The organism is Paraburkholderia pallida (assembly GCF_004524855.1).
In the GTDB taxonomy this organism is placed as follows: Bacteria; Pseudomonadota; Gammaproteobacteria; order Burkholderiales; family Burkholderiaceae; genus Paraburkholderia; species Paraburkholderia oxyphila.
In genome coordinates this window covers 287,430-304,491 of record NZ_CP038152.1, presented here as the reverse complement: position 1 = coordinate 304,491, position 17,062 = coordinate 287,430, and the positions used below count along the sequence as shown (strand labels likewise).

The 17,062-nt window shown below is 60.9% G+C and carries 13 protein-coding genes and 1 pseudogene; 12 read left to right on the top strand and 2 right to left on the bottom strand.

Going from position 1 to position 17,062, the window contains the following annotated elements:
* Nucleotides 1-45: 45 nt before the first annotated feature.
* Nucleotides 46-747 carry a GMC family oxidoreductase N-terminal domain-containing protein gene (locus tag E1956_RS44015; RefSeq protein ID WP_134760192.1) on the top strand — a complete coding sequence of 234 codons (702 nt, stop codon included), beginning with the start codon at nucleotides 46-48 and terminating at the stop codon, nucleotides 745-747.
* Here the strand turns inward: E1956_RS44015 and E1956_RS44010 are convergent.
* Nucleotides 689-1,862, bottom strand: a pseudogene (locus tag E1956_RS44010) (IS3 family transposase). The gene E1956_RS44015 and the pseudogene E1956_RS44010 overlap by 59 nt on opposite strands.
* Between E1956_RS44010 and E1956_RS44000 the strand changes: the two are divergent.
* Nucleotides 1,844-3,049 (top strand): GMC family oxidoreductase, encoded by a 1,206-nt coding sequence (locus E1956_RS44000; RefSeq protein WP_335930067.1) that lies wholly within the window; start codon nucleotides 1,844-1,846, stop codon nucleotides 3,047-3,049. The pseudogene E1956_RS44010 and the gene E1956_RS44000 sit on opposite strands and share 19 nt — an antisense overlap.
* Nucleotides 3,050-3,182: 133 nt before the next feature.
* Here E1956_RS44000 and wrbA read toward each other — a convergent pair whose 3' ends face one another.
* On the bottom strand, nucleotides 3,183-3,782 hold the full coding sequence (gene wrbA / locus E1956_RS43995; RefSeq protein WP_134760188.1) for an NAD(P)H:quinone oxidoreductase: 600 nt from the start codon (nucleotides 3,780-3,782) through the stop codon (nucleotides 3,183-3,185).
* A gap of 834 nt (nucleotides 3,783-4,616) precedes the next feature.
* Between wrbA and E1956_RS43990 the strand changes: the two genes are divergently transcribed.
* From E1956_RS43990 to E1956_RS43945, 10 genes are all read left to right on the top strand, one after another.
* On the top strand, nucleotides 4,617-5,264 hold the full coding sequence (locus E1956_RS43990; protein ID WP_167760349.1) for a TetR/AcrR family transcriptional regulator: 648 nt from the start codon (nucleotides 4,617-4,619) through the stop codon (nucleotides 5,262-5,264).
* A 164-nt stretch (nucleotides 5,265-5,428) separates the two neighbouring features.
* On the top strand, nucleotides 5,429-6,646 hold the full coding sequence (locus E1956_RS43985) for a cytochrome P450 family protein (RefSeq protein WP_134760184.1): 1,218 nt from the start codon (nucleotides 5,429-5,431) through the stop codon (nucleotides 6,644-6,646).
* Nucleotides 6,647-6,656: 10 nt separating this feature from the next.
* On the top strand, nucleotides 6,657-8,078 hold the full coding sequence (locus tag E1956_RS43980) for an aldehyde dehydrogenase family protein (RefSeq protein ID WP_167760348.1): 1,422 nt from the start codon (nucleotides 6,657-6,659) through the stop codon (nucleotides 8,076-8,078).
* Nucleotides 8,079-8,086: 8 nt separating this feature from the next.
* Nucleotides 8,087-9,181, top strand: a complete 1,095-nt coding sequence (locus E1956_RS43975; protein ID WP_167760347.1) for an alcohol dehydrogenase catalytic domain-containing protein — start codon at nucleotides 8,087-8,089, stop codon at nucleotides 9,179-9,181.
* Between the two features lie 12 nt (nucleotides 9,182-9,193).
* Nucleotides 9,194-10,765 (top strand): class I adenylate-forming enzyme family protein, encoded by a 1,572-nt coding sequence (locus E1956_RS43970; RefSeq protein ID WP_134760177.1) that lies wholly within the window; start codon nucleotides 9,194-9,196, stop codon nucleotides 10,763-10,765.
* Between the two features lie 183 nt (nucleotides 10,766-10,948).
* On the top strand, nucleotides 10,949-12,160 hold the full coding sequence (locus E1956_RS43965) for an acetyl-CoA C-acetyltransferase (RefSeq protein WP_134760175.1): 1,212 nt from the start codon (nucleotides 10,949-10,951) through the stop codon (nucleotides 12,158-12,160).
* Between the two features lie 15 nt (nucleotides 12,161-12,175).
* Nucleotides 12,176-14,326 carry a 3-hydroxyacyl-CoA dehydrogenase NAD-binding domain-containing protein gene (locus tag E1956_RS43960; protein ID WP_134760173.1) on the top strand — a complete coding sequence of 717 codons (2,151 nt, stop codon included), beginning with the start codon at nucleotides 12,176-12,178 and terminating at the stop codon, nucleotides 14,324-14,326.
* Nucleotides 14,319-14,765, top strand: coding sequence for a PaaI family thioesterase (locus E1956_RS46570; RefSeq protein ID WP_167760346.1), 447 nt, complete (start codon nucleotides 14,319-14,321; stop codon nucleotides 14,763-14,765). The genes E1956_RS43960 and E1956_RS46570 overlap by 8 nt, the downstream gene beginning before the upstream one ends.
* On the top strand, nucleotides 14,762-15,961 hold the full coding sequence (locus E1956_RS43950; protein WP_134760169.1) for an FAD-dependent monooxygenase: 1,200 nt from the start codon (nucleotides 14,762-14,764) through the stop codon (nucleotides 15,959-15,961). Before E1956_RS46570 ends, E1956_RS43950 begins: the two co-directional genes overlap by 4 nt.
* A gap of 127 nt (nucleotides 15,962-16,088) precedes the next feature.
* Nucleotides 16,089-17,042 (top strand): PDR/VanB family oxidoreductase, encoded by a 954-nt coding sequence (locus E1956_RS43945; RefSeq protein ID WP_134760167.1) that lies wholly within the window; start codon nucleotides 16,089-16,091, stop codon nucleotides 17,040-17,042.
* Nucleotides 17,043-17,062 lie beyond the last annotated feature (20 nt).

Here is a 17,062-nt window from a genome sequence, read left to right as displayed (position 1 = left end):
AACCACGCCCCTTAAGAGTTCCACCCCGCAAAGGAGATTTCAAAAATGAGTAATCAGGGTGAAATGGCGCAAGCCCTTCTGGATCAGGTTGTGTACGGAAAAATGAGCCGCAGGCGTTTTCTGGCCGCCGCGGGTGCCGCGGGCATTGCTGCCGCGTTTTCGGGTGCAATGGTCGAGCAGGTATTTGCGGCCGGAGAAAATCAGAGTGCCAACCAGGCGCAACTCAAGGACGGGTACGACTACATTGTCGTGGGCGCAGGCGCATCTGGGTCGGTGATCGCTGGTGAACTTTCGAAGACTGGTGCGCAAGTCCTGGTTGTGGAGTCCGGCGGTGCGGATACGGCGCCGACGATCAGCAATCCGAGTGTCTGGTTTTACAATATTGGCGGTCCACTGGATTGGCATTTGCCCATCACGCCAGTTGCGCAACTGAACAACCGCAAGTTCAACATGGCGCTCGGGCATGTTCTGGGCGGCGGAGCCTCGATCAATGCCCTGGTCTGGTCGCGGGGGATGGCGCGCGACTACGATAGCTGGGAAAAAGAGGGGGCCAAAGGCTGGGGATTCAAGGATGTGTTGCCGGTTTACAAGGCTCAGGAAGACTGGGAAGGGAGCGCGAACGAGTGGCGTGGTGTGGGTGGGCCTGTGACGTTGCCCGCGAATTTCGGATCCCTTAACTGGGTGCAGATTATGCCACCCGTTGATTCTGGGCGGCGTGCCAGTCCTGCTCGAATTGCATCGGGCTGACGTAGTCCAACGTCGAGTGCAAGCGCGAATGATTGTAGAAGCTCAACCAGTCAATTACCTCGTCCATCGCTTCGCGACGCGTTGCAAAGCGCTGACCGAGGATGCGTGCACGCTTGAGCGATCCCCACAGGCTCTCGGTCGGCGCGTTGTCCCAGCAGTTTCCTCGACGGCTCATCGAGCTGCGCATACCGTAGCCTTTGAGCAGGTCCTGGAACTCCCGGCTGCAATACTGGCTACCCCTGTCACTGTGAACGATCAGGCCCGCTTGCGGCCGGCGGCGAAACCACGCCATACGCAGCGCTTCAGACACCAGTTCCGTGCGCATGTGCGGCTGCATCGACCAGCCTACTACCTGACGGCTGAACAGGTCGAGGATGACTGTCAGGTACAGCCAGCCCTCCTCAGTCCAGAGGTAGGTGATGTCCGTACTCCAGGCCTGATCAGGGCGGCCGGGCGAGAAGTCGCGTTGCAGCAGGTTCGGCGCGACCGGCAGGCTGTGGTTGCTGTCAGTGGTGGCCTTAAAGCGGCGTTTGGTCTTCGCCCTGATGCCGTGCAGCTTCATGAGCTGCTGGACACGATCCTTGCTAACACGAATGCCCCGGCAAGCAGCTTCTTCCACACACGAGGCCAGCCGTACTCGCCTTTGGATTGCGCGTGCACGGCCTTGATGTGGACCAGCAGGGAGTCGTGGCTGATGCGCCGGCGCGGGCGCTCCGTATCGATATCCCGGGCCTTGCGCGCGTGGTAACCACTGGGGCTGACGCCCAGCGCCTGACAGAGCAACGAAACCGGCCATTGTCGGCTGTGACGCTCAATCCGTGCGTACTTCATGCCGACCCCTTCGCGAAGTACGCCGCTGCTTTTTCCAATATGTCGCGCTCCATCTTCACGCGCGCCAACTCCGCGCGCAGCCGCGCAATCTCCATTTGCTCAGCAGAAACCTGTTTGCCCGCGCCGTTCAGCTTGCCAGCAGTATCGGCCTTGACCCAGTTGTGCAGCGTCTTAGGGCTGATACCCAATATCTTTGCCACCGCCGCCATGCTCTGGCCGCCCCGGACCATGCGCACGGCTTCTATCATGAATTCCTGCGTGTACCGTGCTCTCGGATTACCCATCTTTCCTTCCTCCTTGCGTGAGTCTTACACACTCAGCAAGGGATCCATTTTTTGCGGGCAAGCTCACTGTCCATATCCGCAGGCCGGGTGATCCCCATCCAACGGCTCCTGCATTCATCGACGCAGCGCGCCAGATGGGCGTCGCCATTCTCGACGATGTCAACGGTCCCATGAAAGCCGGCGCGGGCTACATCAACATGAACATCGCGGTTGATGGCTCGCGGGTGAGCGCGGCGCGCGCCTTTCTGCGTCCTAATCTCGACCGCTCCAACCTGACCCTGCTGCTGAGCACCGACGTCACCAGGATCGACTTCGAAGGTGATCGCGCCATTGGGGTCAGTCTGGTCACGGGTGGCGTGCCCAGATCGATCAGGGCGAATCGCGAAGTCATCCTGGCAGCGGGCGCGATTCACAGTCCCAGGCTGCTGATGTTGTCCGGACTAGGCGACGAAGCGCAATTGAAGCGGCTCGGCATCAAGACGGTCGCAAACTTGAAGGGGGTGGGCCGAAATCTTCAGGACCATGTCCTTCTATCTGGCGTCGTCTATCAGTACAAGGGAAAGATGCCGGACCGTCCCGCCGACAGCAACGCTGTCGAAGCCGAGGCGTATTTGTCTAGTGGCGTCGATGGGCACACTAACGATATTCAACTCGTGCTCGAGCAACTTCCAATCGCAACACCGGAGGCGGCTGCTCGCTTCGGTGCGCCTCCGAAGGAGGGTTTCACGATCGCGCCGGCCCTCGTTCAACCGACGAGTCGCGGTACCGTACGACTGGCGAGCGCGGATTGGCGAGATGCCCCAATTATCGAGGCCAATCACCTCGGTACTGGTCGCGACCTCGCGGCAATCGTGCGTGCAATCGAGGCAGCGCGCGAACTGGGCAGCCAGACCGCGTTCGACAGCATACGAGAGGCGGAGATCATTCCCGGTCCGAAGGCCACCACGCGCCAGCAAAGTATCGATCTCGCCCGGACTGGCTCAAGCAGCTACGGCCATCCAGTGGGTACCGCGAAAATGGGTACTGGCAAAGATGCCGTCGTGGACACCGAGCTTCGCGTCCATGGCATCCGGGGCCTGCGCGTTGCCGATGCATCCGTCATGCCGTCCATCATCTCCGGGGCAACCAACGCACCCGCTTATATGATTGGTGGCCGCGCGGTTGAATTTATCAAGGCAACAAGCTGACGAAACGACTCGCTATAGGTCCGGGCGCCGGATGCATGCCGGCTCCGGTCACAAAGCCAATAAAAAAGTCGGGCGAGACGAGTGTCTCGACTCGCCCCGCACTTGTTCTGGCCGGCCGTAACCGATTGGGAAACTAACCAAACAACTTGTTTGCCGCCTTCGCGATCAGCTCTCCCTGATGACGTGCGCCAGCCAGCTCAATTGAACTCGGCTGCCGTTGCCCCTGGCCACCGGCAATGGTCGTCGCCCCATAGGGCGAGCCGCCGGTGATCTCGTCCAGCGTGAGTTGGCCTTGATGGCTGTATGGCAGGCCGATAATGACCATACCGAAGTGCAGCAGATTAGCGATGACCGAAAAGAGCGTGGCCTCCTGGCCGCCGTGCTGGCTAGCCGTCGAAGTGAAGGCGCCACCCACCTTGCCATTGAGTGCACCACTCATCCAGAGCCCACCGGCCTGATCGAGGAATGCCGCCATCTGTGACGCAATGCGTCCGAATCGGGTCGGTGTCCCGACAACGATCGCATCATAGTTGGCGAGTTCCGCGACGGTCGCGATTGGCGCCTTCTGGTCCAGCTTGAAGTAGGCTGCCGCCGCCACCTCCTGCGGCACGGTTTCGGCAACACGTTTCACATCGACAGTGGCGCCCGCAGACTGAGCGCCTTCAGCTATTGCCTCTGCCAATGCTTCGACATGTCCGTACGAGGAGTAATACAACACCAAAACTTTCGACATATCAGGCTCCTTTGAAGGTCCTCCGACAACGCCGGGGCCACGAGGCTTGTGGCGCCCCGGATATCAATGCCTTGCGGCTAGCGCTCCCGAAGCCCGCCGAGATCTGTGCCATGGTCCTTGGATAGCGCTTGAAGTGCCACGCACGCCTGTTCGATAGCCACGCTGAGATCCTGCAAACGAATCCACTGCGCGCGTAACGCGTTGCGTACCTCTTCAATTTCCCGAATCGCTACAACAAGCGTAAGCGGCGCGTAGGGGTCTAGTGTGCTGTCACAAGGAGGATCGGGCTCTGACTCCCATCGAAGGCGATCGCTTGCCTCGTCCAGGTCACGCCGACTTGCAATGTGGAACATCGCGATCTCCAATTGACAATCAAAAATCCAGTTCAGGAAAGTAATGTGGACTATTTACGAATTGACAGTGAAATACGTCGGGCGATTGGGTGACCCGCGGCTGGGTTGGACATGTTGAAGTGGAAATAATCCCGATCTTGATTCACCTGATCAGCTTCGTCCGGAGTGCGCACGCAATTGTCGGGCCAACCCGGGGCATTTGAAATTAAGGTGCTTTTTTGTGTCGCGGAGTGGCGATTTTTCGCCATTGGCGAGTTTCCGTACAACGGTTGTTCCCGACCGGCGCCTGGCTAACCGGAGACCGGGGGCGTCCCCAAGCCCCCGGCGGCTGTCGCCTTACTGAAATAGAGCCGTCCGTGGTGGTACCCCGTTTGTTCAGGGGATACCCTGGGTGCGGGCAAAAGAATATGAATTCAGTTTCAGTTTTTTAATTTGATTGCTATAGTGTGCCCATAGAAGATCGAGTGGGATGGAGATGGCGATGGAAGTCGAGCAGGTCGGTCGGCCGCGGGCAGGCGCGAAGCGCAGCAAGACGGAAGCGTCCATAAAGGACGCAGCGCGGCGGGTGTTTGCGCGCGACGGATTTGTGAACGCCAAGATCGGCGATATTGCTGAAGAGGCGGGTAAAGCCATCGGCTCCTTCTATCAGTACTTCAAGAATAAGGAGGAGCTGCTGCTGGCACTTGCGGAGGAGTTCCGGATTGCTCTGCGTGACAACATTCACCCTCCTTGCGGCATTGACGAAGACCCGTTCGAGAATCTTCGCGAGATGTTGCTCTCCTTCTGGCAGGTCTATCGTGAACATGGTGCGGTTGCCGTCGCCGTTTTCCAGGCGTCGATGGTGAACGACTCGTTCGCTTCGATCTGGCGTGAGATTCGCGCAGAAGGTATTCGTGTCAGCAGCACGCGTATCCGCCTCGCGCAGCGCCTCGGATACTGCACCGGTGTCGACCCCGAGATCGCCGGTTCCAGCTTGTGTTCGATGATCGAGTTCACCTGCTACAACTGGGTTGTGGCTAACGGCGACCTCGAAATGCTTGGACGCGACGTGAGCGACGAAGTGCTCACCGATACGCTGACGAAGATGGTTGTCGGCGCCATCCATTGGCAGGAACGGCCCTCGACTTAACGCCCGGGTTTACAAAAATAGGGAGATGCCGCCCAGGCAGGGTGGCGTTCGCCTGTACGCTGCGCATGCGTGTGCGGTTCAGAAAGACATTTTTGGAGGCAGCAATCGTGACCCAATTAAATAGTACAACTGATCAACTATTCGATCTTCCGAACTGCGAGCGCATGCTCGACCCGCAGCCGGTTTATAAAGAGCTTGTGGCCAGAGGGCCTGTCGTTCGTGCGCGCAATGCCGTTGGCTCAGAGGTCTATTTGATCACCCACTGGACCGAGGGCCTGGCCGCATTGAACGATCCGCGCATCGCGAAGGGCGCACAGCACATGCAACTTGCTCTCGCGAAGACCGGCAAGAGCGGGCCAAGTTCAGGTTATCCAATTTCCGGCGCGCAGTCGGGCAATCTGCTTAATACGGACGCGCCAGAACATACGCGTTTGCGCTCGCTCGTGAACCTGGCGTTTTCGCCGCGGCGGCTCGAAGGGCTTCGCGCGATGATCGAAAGATTGGTCGATGAACTTATCGACGCGATGCGCGGCCGTGACGCCGCGGACCTGATTGGAGATTTCGCGTATCCGGTCGGCATCACGGTCATCTGCACAATGCTGGGCGTGCCGCAGGAGCGTCGGGGCGATTTCCGGCAGTGGGCAGCATGGGCCATGACGCCGGGCCACAGCGAGCAGGAGCGGGGCATAGCGCTGCTCCAGGACTACCTTGCTGTGCTGATCGAGGGCATGCGGGAGAGCATCCCGCCGGGTGCTTCGCCCGACGAACAACCGGACTTGCTTTCGGCCATGATCGCCGCGCGCAACGAAAAGGATGCGCTGAGCGACGATGAACTCCGAAGCATGGCGTACCTCATGCTCATCGCTGGTCACGAGACCACCGTTGGACTGATCGGTAACACGCTGCTCCATCTCCTGCGCAACCCGGACCAAATGGCGCTGCTTCGGGCGGACGCGACGCTTGTCAAGCAGGCCGTCGAGGAAACGCTGCGCTATGACGGCTCCGTCCATCGAACGACGTTCCGCGTCACCATCGAGGATGTGACGATTGGCGGCACGACGATCCCGCGTGGGAGCTTCGTTCAGGTCCTTATCGCTGCGTTGAATCGCGATCCCGCCCGATTCGAGGATCCGGATCGCTTTGACATCACCCGTTCGATCAAGCAGCACGTGGCGTTCGGCTTCGGCCCGCACTTCTGTCTCGGCTCCCACCTCGCGCGCATGGAAGCGCAGACTGCGATCGGCCGTCTCGTCAAGGCATTCCCGCAACTCGCGCTCGCATGCGAGCCGGAAGATATTCCCTGGGTGAGCACCGTGATTCGCGGTGCACAGTCGATGCCTGTGAGCCTCGATGGCCCAACGTCGCCCGTCGAAACGCATTAAGGGAGGCGCGATGCAAGCTTTCTCCAACCTCGTCGGCGGCCTGAACGCAAGTGCGACTGACTTCTACGACGTAAAAAATCCCGCCACGCTTGACGTTGTAGCCCAGGCGCCGATTTCAACCGTCGATGCCCTTGATGACGCCGTTGCGGCAGCCAACGCCGCAGCCACTGGTACGTGGGCCAACGACTTGCTTGCACGCAAAGCGATGCTGGCGCAATGCGCAGACAGAATCGAAAGCGGCAGCGAAGAACTGGCGAACCTTCTCAGCCTGGAGCAAGGCAAGCCATTGGCCGCGGCCAGGGCGGAAATCGCTATCGCGGTGCGGCTGATCAGGCACTACGCCCAGAAGGACGCGCACAAGGAGACGTTGCGTCGCCGCGAGTCCGACTACGTCGATGTGGTGCGTGCACCCATTGGCACGGTCGGTTTGATCGTGCCGTGGAACTACCCCATCACGATCCTGATGATGAAGCTTGCCCCGGCCCTGTGGGCCGGGAATACGGTGGTGATCAAGCCCGCGCCCTCGACGCCACTGACGACATTGAAGCTCTGCGCACAGCTTGCCGACATTCTGCCCGCGGGAGTCGTCAATACGATCACCGGAGAGGGCAATATCGGCCAGGCCCTCGTTGAGCATGCGGGCATTCGTAAGGTATCCTTCACAGGTTCGACGCCCACCGGGATCCGCGTGATGAGCAGCGCCGCAGCCACGTTAAAGCGATTGACGCTGGAACTCGGCGGCAATGACGCTGCGATCGTTTGCCACGATGCGAATGTCGATGCCATCGCCCCGCGGATCTTCGCAAACGCCTTCACCAACGCCGGGCAGCTTTGCTGCGCGATCAAGCGCCTGTACGTTCATCGCAGCCTGTTCGATCAGATGGTCGAAAAGCTGACGGAGATTGCCGGGAACTGGCGCGTCGGGCCGGGGCTTGATCCCGCCACGCAGATGGGGCCGCTGAACAATGCAGCCCAGCGCGATCACGTTCGCGCGCTGCTCGATGACGCCCTCACGCATGGCGGGACGATTCACGTTGGCGGGGACTCGCTTGGTGAATATGCCGGCTACTTCCTGAAGCCTGCGATTGTATCGGGGGTCAGCGACGAGAGCCGCCTCGTAAAGGAGGAGCAATTCGGACCGGCCCTGCCTGTGCTGCCATTCGATACCGTCGACGAAGCCATCGAACGGGCCAACGCTTCCGAGTTTGGTCTTGGGGGCTCGGTCTGGTCTACCGATGTCAGCGCCGCGGCCGAAGCAGCCTCACGGCTGGAGGCGGTCAACCTTTATGTGAACCAGCATGCCGTGCCGCCCGACCCGGAACTGCCTTTCGGCGGAATGAAGACCAGCGGGTTTGGATATGAGATGGGCGAATGGGGCTGCGACGACTTCAGCATTCGCAAGGTTCTCAATGTAAGCATGGGGGTGGCGTGATGCGGACAATGCGCGCCGCCTTGCTCGATTCACCGGGCAGTCCGCTGCGGATCGTCGACGATGTGGAGATCGACGATCCGCGTGAGGGCGAAGTCCTTGTCCGGGTTCGCCATTGTGGAGTCTGCCACTCGGACCTGGGCATCGTCGACGGAGCCATGCCTTATCCATTGCCGGCGATTCTCGGCCATGAAGCGGCTGGGACGATTGAGGCCCTCGGTCCTGGCGTGGACGATCTAAAAGTCGGTGACCGTGTGGTGTTGTCGATGAGGCCGCCCTGCGGAGCGTGTGAATACTGCCTGCGCGATCAACCGGTCCTTTGCCAGGCTGCACAGAGTCCCGCGACTTTGGGTAAGGCTGGCGCTTCGCGTCTGCGCCGCAAGGGTGCAGGGATCACCCAGGGATTGCGGCTGGGCGCGTTCGCCGAGTTTGCGCTAGTCGAAAGGGCGGGGGTCGTGCGGGTGCCGGACGGCCTCCCATTGAGCGAGGCCGCTGTGGTCGGTTGCGCGGTGCAGACGGGTCTGGGGTCGGTATTCAACATCGCGCAGGTGAGTCCCGGGAAAACGGCAGCTGTTATTGGACTTGGCGGAATCGGTCTCTCCACGGTTCAGGGATTGGTTCTCGCGGGCGTGAAGACGCTCATCGGCATTGACCCGCACAGCGCGCGACGTGTCAGGGCCGTGTCGATGGGTGTGAGTGCCGCATTCGACAGTGCCGAGGAAACGTTGATAACCGATGCCCTGGCCTGCGTGAAGGGTGAGGGCTTCGACTATGTCTTCGATGGTGTTTGCGCGGCTTCGACCATGCAGGTGGCCGCGAGTCTGGTCAAGAAGGGCGGGCAAATCATCCTGGTCGGCGTGGCCAAGGGCGGAACGACAGTCGCGGTGCCGGCCCTGGACGTGGTGCTCAAGCAGCTCAGTATCAAGGGTTCCTTCCTCGGAAATTGCCACCCGCAACGCGACATGACCCGCTATCTCGACCTGTGCTGCACGCATAGCCTCGATCTGAAAAGCCTCGTGACGATGGAGCGTCCGTTGGAGGAGATCAACGAAGCGTTAGAGGATATGCGCAACGGGGTCGGCATTCGTACCGTATTGAGTATCTAGCAAGGTGAGACGATGAATCTGTGTCTGACGTCCTCCGTGACGAGGGCGGCTCAAATCAACCCCGACGGCCTGGCGATTGCGGGCCCCGGTGCACTGACCTGGAAGGCATTCGCCGATCGGGTGACTCGGGTAGCGGGTGCTTTGCCCGCTTTTGACGTCCATCCCGGAGACCGCGTTGCGCTGCTATCCCTCAATCGGCCCGAGTTCCTGGAGGCGCAGTATGCCATCTGGGCAGCGGGAGCCGTGCTCGTGCCGATCAACCATCGCCTTGCCGCGTCGGAGATCGTGGATATCCTGAACGACGCGGACGTGAGCGGTCTCGCGTTCGACGCGGACCATGCAGAAATTGCGCTCGACATCGCCAGTTCGGTAGCAAGCCTACGGATATTGATTGCGCTGGAGGCGACCGAAGCGGTGACGGGGGCTAACGCGTCCGTCCCGGTCCTGGAACTCGCAGCGTTACGCCAGGTGGAACCGGCGAGCACGCTGCCGCCGAGCAGCGATGAGTCGACTGCGGCGATCTTCTACACCGGAGGAACAACGGGCCGGCCAAAGGGGGTCATGCTTTCGCACAAGTCGTTCGCTGTGCAGGCGCTCGTCATGGCCAGCGCGCTTCAGTTTCAACCCGACAGCATTTATCTGCATGCGACGCCGATGTTCCACCTTGCGGACTTCGGGATTGGCCTGGCATTGACGGTCGCCGCCGGCGCCCACGCGTTCTTGCCACGTTTTGGGCCGGCTCAGGCCATCGAGCGAATCGCGCAAGTCGGCGTCACCGAGGTCAATCTCGTGCCGACGATGCTGGCAACCATACTGGATCAACTGACGGACGATCAAGCCTCGGTTCTGATGAATATTCGAACCGTCGCTTACGGCGGCTCGTCGATCGCAGCCCCGCTGCTGCAGCGGCTGATGCAGGCCATGCCGAAAGCCCGCTTCCGGCAGTTCTATGGAATGACCGAGCTATGCGGCGCGTGCACGACGTTGCCGCCCGAGCGTCACGTAGTGGAGGGTCTGCTGGCCGGCAAGCTTCAAAGCGCAGGCCAGGCCATGCCGATGACGGAAATCGAGATCCGCGGCGTGAATGGGACGCCGGTCGAAAGAGGGCATCCCGGTGAAATCGTCGTGCGTGGTCCGCAGATGATGCAAGGGTATTGGCGAAACACCACCGCGACAGAAGCGGTGGTCCGCGACGGCTGGCTTTACACCGGTGACGTCGGAGCGATCGACGGCAATGGATTCGTGACGATCGTCGACAGGATTAAAGACATGATCGTGACCGGCGGCGAAAACGTCTATTCGGCCGAAGTCGAGAGCGTGCTGGCGAGTCATCCGGGTGTTGCGGCGTGCGCGGTCATTGGGCTGCCGGACCCTAAATGGGGTGAGCGTGTCCACGCGGTTGTCGTCAGGCGTCCCGGCGCGGCAGTGTCGGAAGAGGACCTGGATGCGCATTGCCGTAGCCGGATCGCGGGATACAAGCGGCCGCGCAGCTATGAGATTCGCGAAGAACTTTTGCCAGTCAGTGGCGCAGGGAAAGTCCGCAAGGCTCAACTGAGGGAAGAAGCACTGACGAAGCCTGTCTGAAGCTGCTATCGCAGCATCACTTAGCAATACGAACTTGTTTGCCTTGCGGCGCCGCAAGGCAGAGGGACTGTTTTTGCCATGAAAACCGTAGTCTGGACCTGACGCCTCGCCACAGCCGCTGCGAGTTTTACTTCAATCCTGAACACGTGCCTTGCTGTGCATGGCGCGGGGAGCCTTAACCTCATGACACACGACGCTTATATTCTGGATGCTGTGCGTTCACCGCGAGGGCGCGGAAAGAAAGACGGGGGCCTCCACACCCTCTCACCTGTCGAGCTGGCCAGTGAATTGTTGAAAGCCATTCCGGCTCGCAATCCGGGATTCGACAGCAAGAAGGTCGAAGACGTGATCTTCGGTTGTGCCGAGGCCGTCAACGATCAGGGCGCGAACCTGGCGCGCTCGGCCGCATTGTACGCCGGCTATGACGATTCAGTTGCAGGCAGCACGGTCGCGCGATTTTGTGGCTCCGGTCTCGAGGCATTGAATATTGCCGCCACCAAAGTCATGGCCGGTCAAGGCGATCTCTTCGTTGCTGGCGGTATCGAAATGATGTCGCTCGTCCCGATGCTTTCGACGGGCGGCCCGACAGTGAGCGATACCTTCTTCAACGACAAATCCTGGGCAACGCCGCAAGGCGTATCGGCTGACCTGATTGCGACGATCGAAGGCTTCAGCCGTGAAGATGTCGACGCGTGGGCGGCACAATCCCATCAACGTGCGGCGAGGGCTGTCGCGCACGGCGCATTCAACCGCTCGATCGTGCCGATTCGCGATAGCAATGGCACGCTGATGCTCGACCACGACGAGCTCGTTCGACCGGAAACGTCGGTTGAAAGTCTCGCGAAGCTCAAGCCTTCCTTTGAGCGTGCTGCTGACGCCGGCTACGACATCACGGTTCGCCGCCGCTACCCGCAACTCGACCGCCTGCTTCACGTCCACCACGCGGGGAATTCCTCGGGTATCGCGGATGGCGCTTCGGCTGTCGTGATCGGCAACCTCGCTACCGCAGCGTCGCTGGGTATCAAGCCAAGAGCCAGGATTCGCGCGATCGCACAGGTCGGAATCGAGCCTTGCATCATGCTGACCGGACCTGTCGAATCCAGTCGACGCGCGCTCGCGCGTTGCGGATTGAGCTTTAAGGATGTCGATCTATTCGAGGTCAATGAGGCATTTGCTTCGGTCGTCCTTTACTTCAACAAACATGCGGGAGTCGACCCGGAGAAGGTCAACGTGAACGGCGGCGCGATTGCGCTGGGTCATCCGATCGGCGCGACTGGCGGCATGCTCGTCGGCACGCTGCTCGATGAACTGGAGCGTCGCGATGCACGCATTGGTGTTGCCACCATGTGCACGGGACTCGGTATGGCTGTCTCAACGGTAATCGAACGAATCTGATCGAGGGCCTAAAACATGATCGAAACTTCACTGGACCCGAACACTGGGGTGGCGACGTTGACGTGGAACGTCGCGGGGTCGCCTGTCAACGTCAAGAATCGCGCTGCAATCGCGGCTTTCGTGACTGCAGTCGATGCCGTCATTACCGACGACAATGTAACCGGCATCATCGTGACGTCGGCAAAAAACGACTTCATCTCCGGCGGTGATCTCGATGAATTGCGCGCTGCACGGACGCCGGACGCTGCACTGGGCCTCGTCAGGGACATTGGCGTTTGCCTGCGTCGGCTGGAGACGTGCGGCAAGCCGGTCGTCGCAGCAATCAACGGCTCGGCAATCGGGGGTGGCCTTGAAGTCGCCCTTGCTTGCCATCGCCGCATCGCCGCGGATAACGAAGCGACGCGTATCGGGCTGCCTGAGGTCACGCTGGGGCTGATCCCGGGCGCCGGTGGAACCCAGCGCCTCGCGCGCCTCATTGGTGTCGCGAAGGCCGCTCCAATTTTGCTCGATGGCAAGCTTCTCAAGGTTCGTGATGCTGCCGCGCTCGGCATCATTGACGACGTGGTTCCGGCGGGCGAACTGCTCAATGCGGCCAAGGCCTGGCTGACCGACGGGCGCGACATTCGCGATGCCACTCAACCGTGGGATCGCGACGGATTTACCGTTCCGGGCGACGATCCTCAATCGATGAAGGGGCGGCTGTTCTTCATGACAGCGTGGCCCAAGCTTCGCCGCAAGACATCGCCCGACGATCCGGCCGCAGGGGCGGTCCTGCAGGCGCTGCACCATGGCGTAGAGCGGGGCATCGACGCCGGTCTGAAGATCGAAGCGCGCCTTTTCGCGAACGTGGCTTCGTCCAATGTCGCAAGGAACAAGATCAACACGCTGTTTTACGGTGTCAATTCGGCGCGGCGATTGAAGGCGCGCCCGGCTGGCATCTCACCGTTCAAGCCGAAGCGCGTCGGCGTGATCGGCGCGGGATTGATGGGGGGCGGCATCGCGCATACTGCCGCGCGCGCCGGGCTCGAAGTTGTCCTTCTCGATGCCACACAGGAACGCGCCGACGCGGGTCTTGCGGCGATCAGAAAGAACCTGGGAAAGGCGCTGGAACGTGGGCTCGTCACCGAGAAGGACATGACGGCTATCCTCGCCCGGATCGAGTGCTCGGATGACTTCGGGCGCCTCGCCGGCGTGGACGCCATTATCGAGGCCGTCGTGGAGCGCGAAGACGTCAAGGCGGACGTCACGCGACGCGCCATGGCAGCCGCGCCGGGCGTGCTGTTCGCGTCGAACACCTCGACACTGCCGATTACGACGCTCGCGAATCTCAGTCCTGTTCCTGAGAACTTCGTCGGGATGCACTTCTTTGCCCCGGTTGATCGAATGCCGCTGTTAGAAATCGTGCGCGGCGGGCCGACTTCCGACGAGGCTGTTGCGAAGGCCCTGGATCTCTGCAAGATCCTTGGGAAGACACCGATCGTCGTGCGCGACGGCCGCGGTTTTTACACCAGTCGCGTCGTTGGCGCATACACACGAGAGGCGCTGCTGCTTCTCGCGGAAGGTGTACCGCCGCAAGTCGTCGATAACGTGGCAATCAACGCAGGGATGCCCATCGGTCCTCTGGCCATGGCGGATCAGACGTCTTTGGACCTCCTGCTTGACATCATCGGCAGCCTTGCGGGCGAAAACAAAAAGGAGGAGCCGTTCGTTCGTGCGCTGCATGTTCTCGATCGGATGTCCTCCCACCTCGAGCGTCGCGGCCGCAAGGTGAATGCGGGCATCTACGACTACGCGCCGAACGGCGACAAGACGGCCTGGGCGGGTCTTGCGAAAGAGTTCCCAGCTGCGTCGTCCTTGCCTGGCGCAGCGGACATCGAAAGCCGGCTGCTTCACATTCAGGCGCTGGAAAGCATCCGGGCGATGGACGAGGGCATCTTCGAAGATCCGGTCGACGCGGATGTCGCATCTGTACTGGGGTGGTCGTTCCCGTCGAGCCGCGGCGGGGTCTTGTCGCACGCCGATGGCGTTGGCAGTCCTGAATTTGTTCGCCAATGCGACGAACTGGCAGCGCGCTATGGCGATCGATTCACGCCGCCCCAGAGCCTGCGGGAAATGGCTGAAAAGGGCTTGCGCTTTTGTGACCGCTCCGGGAGGGCCCATGGCTAAGCTATCCAGCACGGAGCTACAGTCCATCGCTGAACGCGTCTTTCCACCGCTCGTGCAGTCTTTGAAGCTGCGTGTCGAGGCGGTGGACAACGACGCAATCGTGGTCCGGATGCCTGTTTCTGCACACGTCGCTCGTCCTGATGGCGTGATCTCGGGGCAAGCCATTTGTGCATTCGCGGATACCGTGATGGTGCTCGGGATCGCAAGCCATCTGGGCGGATTTTGCCCGGTCGCCACTGTCGATTTCCACGTCAACTTTCTTGGCGCCATTCGGGACGACGACGCGATTGCGACCATGAAGATCGATCGTATCGGGACGAGTCTCGCGTTCGCTTCGGTGGAAGTCTCGTCAGGGAAAAGCAATGGAAGGATCGCCGCGAAGGCGAGCGCCACATTCGCAATGCCTCGCGAGAGGCAAGACAAGGAGAGGGCAGTATGAATTCCCGTTCAACAAAGGTGGCGATTGCCGGCGCGGGCATCGGTGGCCTGGCGGCCGCGATCGCTTTGCGCCAGCGCGGGTGCGAGGTTGTTGTCGTTGAGCAGGCGGCTCAGCTCGGCGAGGTCGGTGCGGGAGTCCAGATGAGCCCTAATGCGGTCAAGGTGCTACGTGCGATTGGTGTCGAGCCGTTGATCCGCGACCTGTCTTGCGAACCGCTGGCATTCACGGGGCGGGACTGGCGGAGCGGGCGTGTGCTTTACCGGACGCCCATCAAGGGAACGTATGAGCGCGTCTATGGCGCTGGCTACTATCACGTGCATCGCGCCGACCTTCATCGCGCGCTGATCGAGCGACTTGGCGATACGGACTTGCGTCTGGGCCTGCGAGTTGCCGGGATAGAGCAGGATCGGCACGCCGCAAGCCTGAAGCTCGAAAGCGGCGAAACGATCGAGGCCGATGTGATCATCGGCGCCGACGGCATACATTCCGCCATTCGACGGAGCATTCTCGGCGACGAAAAGCCTCGCTTTACCGGCAACATCTGCTGGCGGGGAATGGTGCCCGTCGATGCGCTGCCAAAGGGCCATGTGGAGCTTGCGTCATCGAACTGGCTCGGGCCGAAGGGGCATGTGGTGCACTACTACGTCAAGGGTGGCGCCATGGTGAACTTCGTTGCGGTCTATGAGACCGACGAGTGGACGCAGGAATCGTGGTCGACGCCGAGCTCGGTCGATGAAATCCTCAAGACCTACGCTGGCTGGAATCAGGAGCTTCTGACGACGTTCAGCAAGGCGGAGCGCTGTTTCAAGTGGGCGTTGTACGACCGTGATCCCCTTGCTCGCTGGTCGCAGGGGCGAGTCACCCTCCTCGGGGACGCCGCGCATCCGATGCTGCCGTTCCTCGCTCAGGGTGCGGCGATGGCGATTGAGGACGGTTATGAACTAGCCAGCAAGATCAGTGATGTGCAATCCCTGGCGGGGATTGAAGAGGCGTTGGCGGAGTACGAGCGCCAGCGAATTCCGCGCACGAGCCGTGTGCAACTGGGCGCGCGTGCGCGGGGAGCCACCATGCACTTGCGCTCGCCGTGGGCCCGGATGAAGCGGAACTTCGGATTCATGCTGCAAGGCTTGCGTACACCGGAATCGACTACGCATCGCGCGGAGTGGATCTTCGGTTACGACGCAACAGCACGTTAGGTCCTTCAGTAGGGACGGCGGCCGTCGGCGGCAGAGCGGCTATTTTCCGGCGCGAGGCGCATGGCGGGTCGAGGTTCTTGATGAGGATTGAAGAACGTGCCGTCCCGAGCACATGTTTGAGGTTGCGATGAGTACGATTGATGTACGTGTAGAGAGAAAGATTGTCGAGGCGGACGGTATCGTGAGCCTTGAATTGCGTGCGGCTGGCGAAGCGGCGCTTCCAGCGCTTGCCGCTGGTGCACACATCGACATTCACCTGCCGAATGGATTGGTGCGCCCGTATTCGCTTTGCAATGCGCCGGGCGATAGCGGGCGGTACGTTATTGCGGTCCTGCGTGATCCCGATTCACGTGGTGGCTCGGTCGCCATTCATGAAACGGTGCAGGCGGGGGACGTGCTGTCGATCAGCATGCCAAAGAACAATTTCCCGCTGGTGGCCGCGCGTCGCTCGATCTTGATCGGGGGTGGCATTGGCATCACGCCGCTTCTTTCGATGGCGCAGACATTGCACGCGTCTGGAGAGCCCTTTGAGCTGCACTATTGCGCGCGCTCCGAATCGCGCACGGCGTTCCGCGAGCAGCTTCTGGGGAGTCCATTCTCCGGGAACGTCAGGTTTTACTTCGATGATCGGGGCGACGGCATCGATATGACCCAGGTTCTGGGTACGCCGATGCAAGAAACACATCTCTACGTCTGTGGGCCCGCCGGATTCATCGAGTTCGTCAGGGCTTCGGCGGAACGTCTCGGATGGGCGCACGGCAATGTCCATTTCGAGTTTTTCGCTGCCCCTGAGATCACGGGTGAACAAGTCAACGCCGCCTTTGAGGTCGAGATTGCGAGCAAGTCGATTCGACTGACCGTGCCCGAAGACCGTAGCGTGGCAGACGTGCTTCAGGACAATGGAATCGATATTCCGGTGTCGTGCTCGCAAGGCGTTTGCGGGACTTGTTTGACACGGGTGCTGTCCGGAACGCCCGAGCACCGCGACCTGTATCTCACAGACGAAGAGAAGGCGCTCAACGACCAATTTCTGCCGTGCTGCTCCAGGGCCGTAAGCCGGGTACTGGTGCTGGATCTTTGATCGGCTGACGTGAGGGCCCG

Coding starts and splice junctions, on each gene's coding strand:
- E1956_RS44015 (WP_134760192.1), top strand. CDS start 46: ATGAGTAATCAGGGTGAAATGGCGCAAGCCCTTCTGGATCAGGTTGTG.
- wrbA (WP_134760188.1), bottom strand. CDS start 3,782: ATGTCGAAAGTTTTGGTGTTGTATTACTCCTCGTACGGACATGTCGAA.
- E1956_RS43990 (WP_167760349.1), top strand. CDS start 4,617: ATGGAAGTCGAGCAGGTCGGTCGGCCGCGGGCAGGCGCGAAGCGCAGC.
- E1956_RS43985 (WP_134760184.1), top strand. CDS start 5,429: ATGCTCGACCCGCAGCCGGTTTATAAAGAGCTTGTGGCCAGAGGGCCT.
- E1956_RS43980 (WP_167760348.1), top strand. CDS start 6,657: ATGCAAGCTTTCTCCAACCTCGTCGGCGGCCTGAACGCAAGTGCGACT.
- E1956_RS43975 (WP_167760347.1), top strand. CDS start 8,087: ATGCGCGCCGCCTTGCTCGATTCACCGGGCAGTCCGCTGCGGATCGTC.
- E1956_RS43970 (WP_134760177.1), top strand. CDS start 9,194: ATGAATCTGTGTCTGACGTCCTCCGTGACGAGGGCGGCTCAAATCAAC.
- E1956_RS43965 (WP_134760175.1), top strand. CDS start 10,949: ATGACACACGACGCTTATATTCTGGATGCTGTGCGTTCACCGCGAGGG.
- E1956_RS43960 (WP_134760173.1), top strand. CDS start 12,176: ATGATCGAAACTTCACTGGACCCGAACACTGGGGTGGCGACGTTGACG.
- E1956_RS46570 (WP_167760346.1), top strand. CDS start 14,319: ATGGCTAAGCTATCCAGCACGGAGCTACAGTCCATCGCTGAACGCGTC.
- E1956_RS43950 (WP_134760169.1), top strand. CDS start 14,762: ATGAATTCCCGTTCAACAAAGGTGGCGATTGCCGGCGCGGGCATCGGT.
- E1956_RS43945 (WP_134760167.1), top strand. CDS start 16,089: ATGAGTACGATTGATGTACGTGTAGAGAGAAAGATTGTCGAGGCGGAC.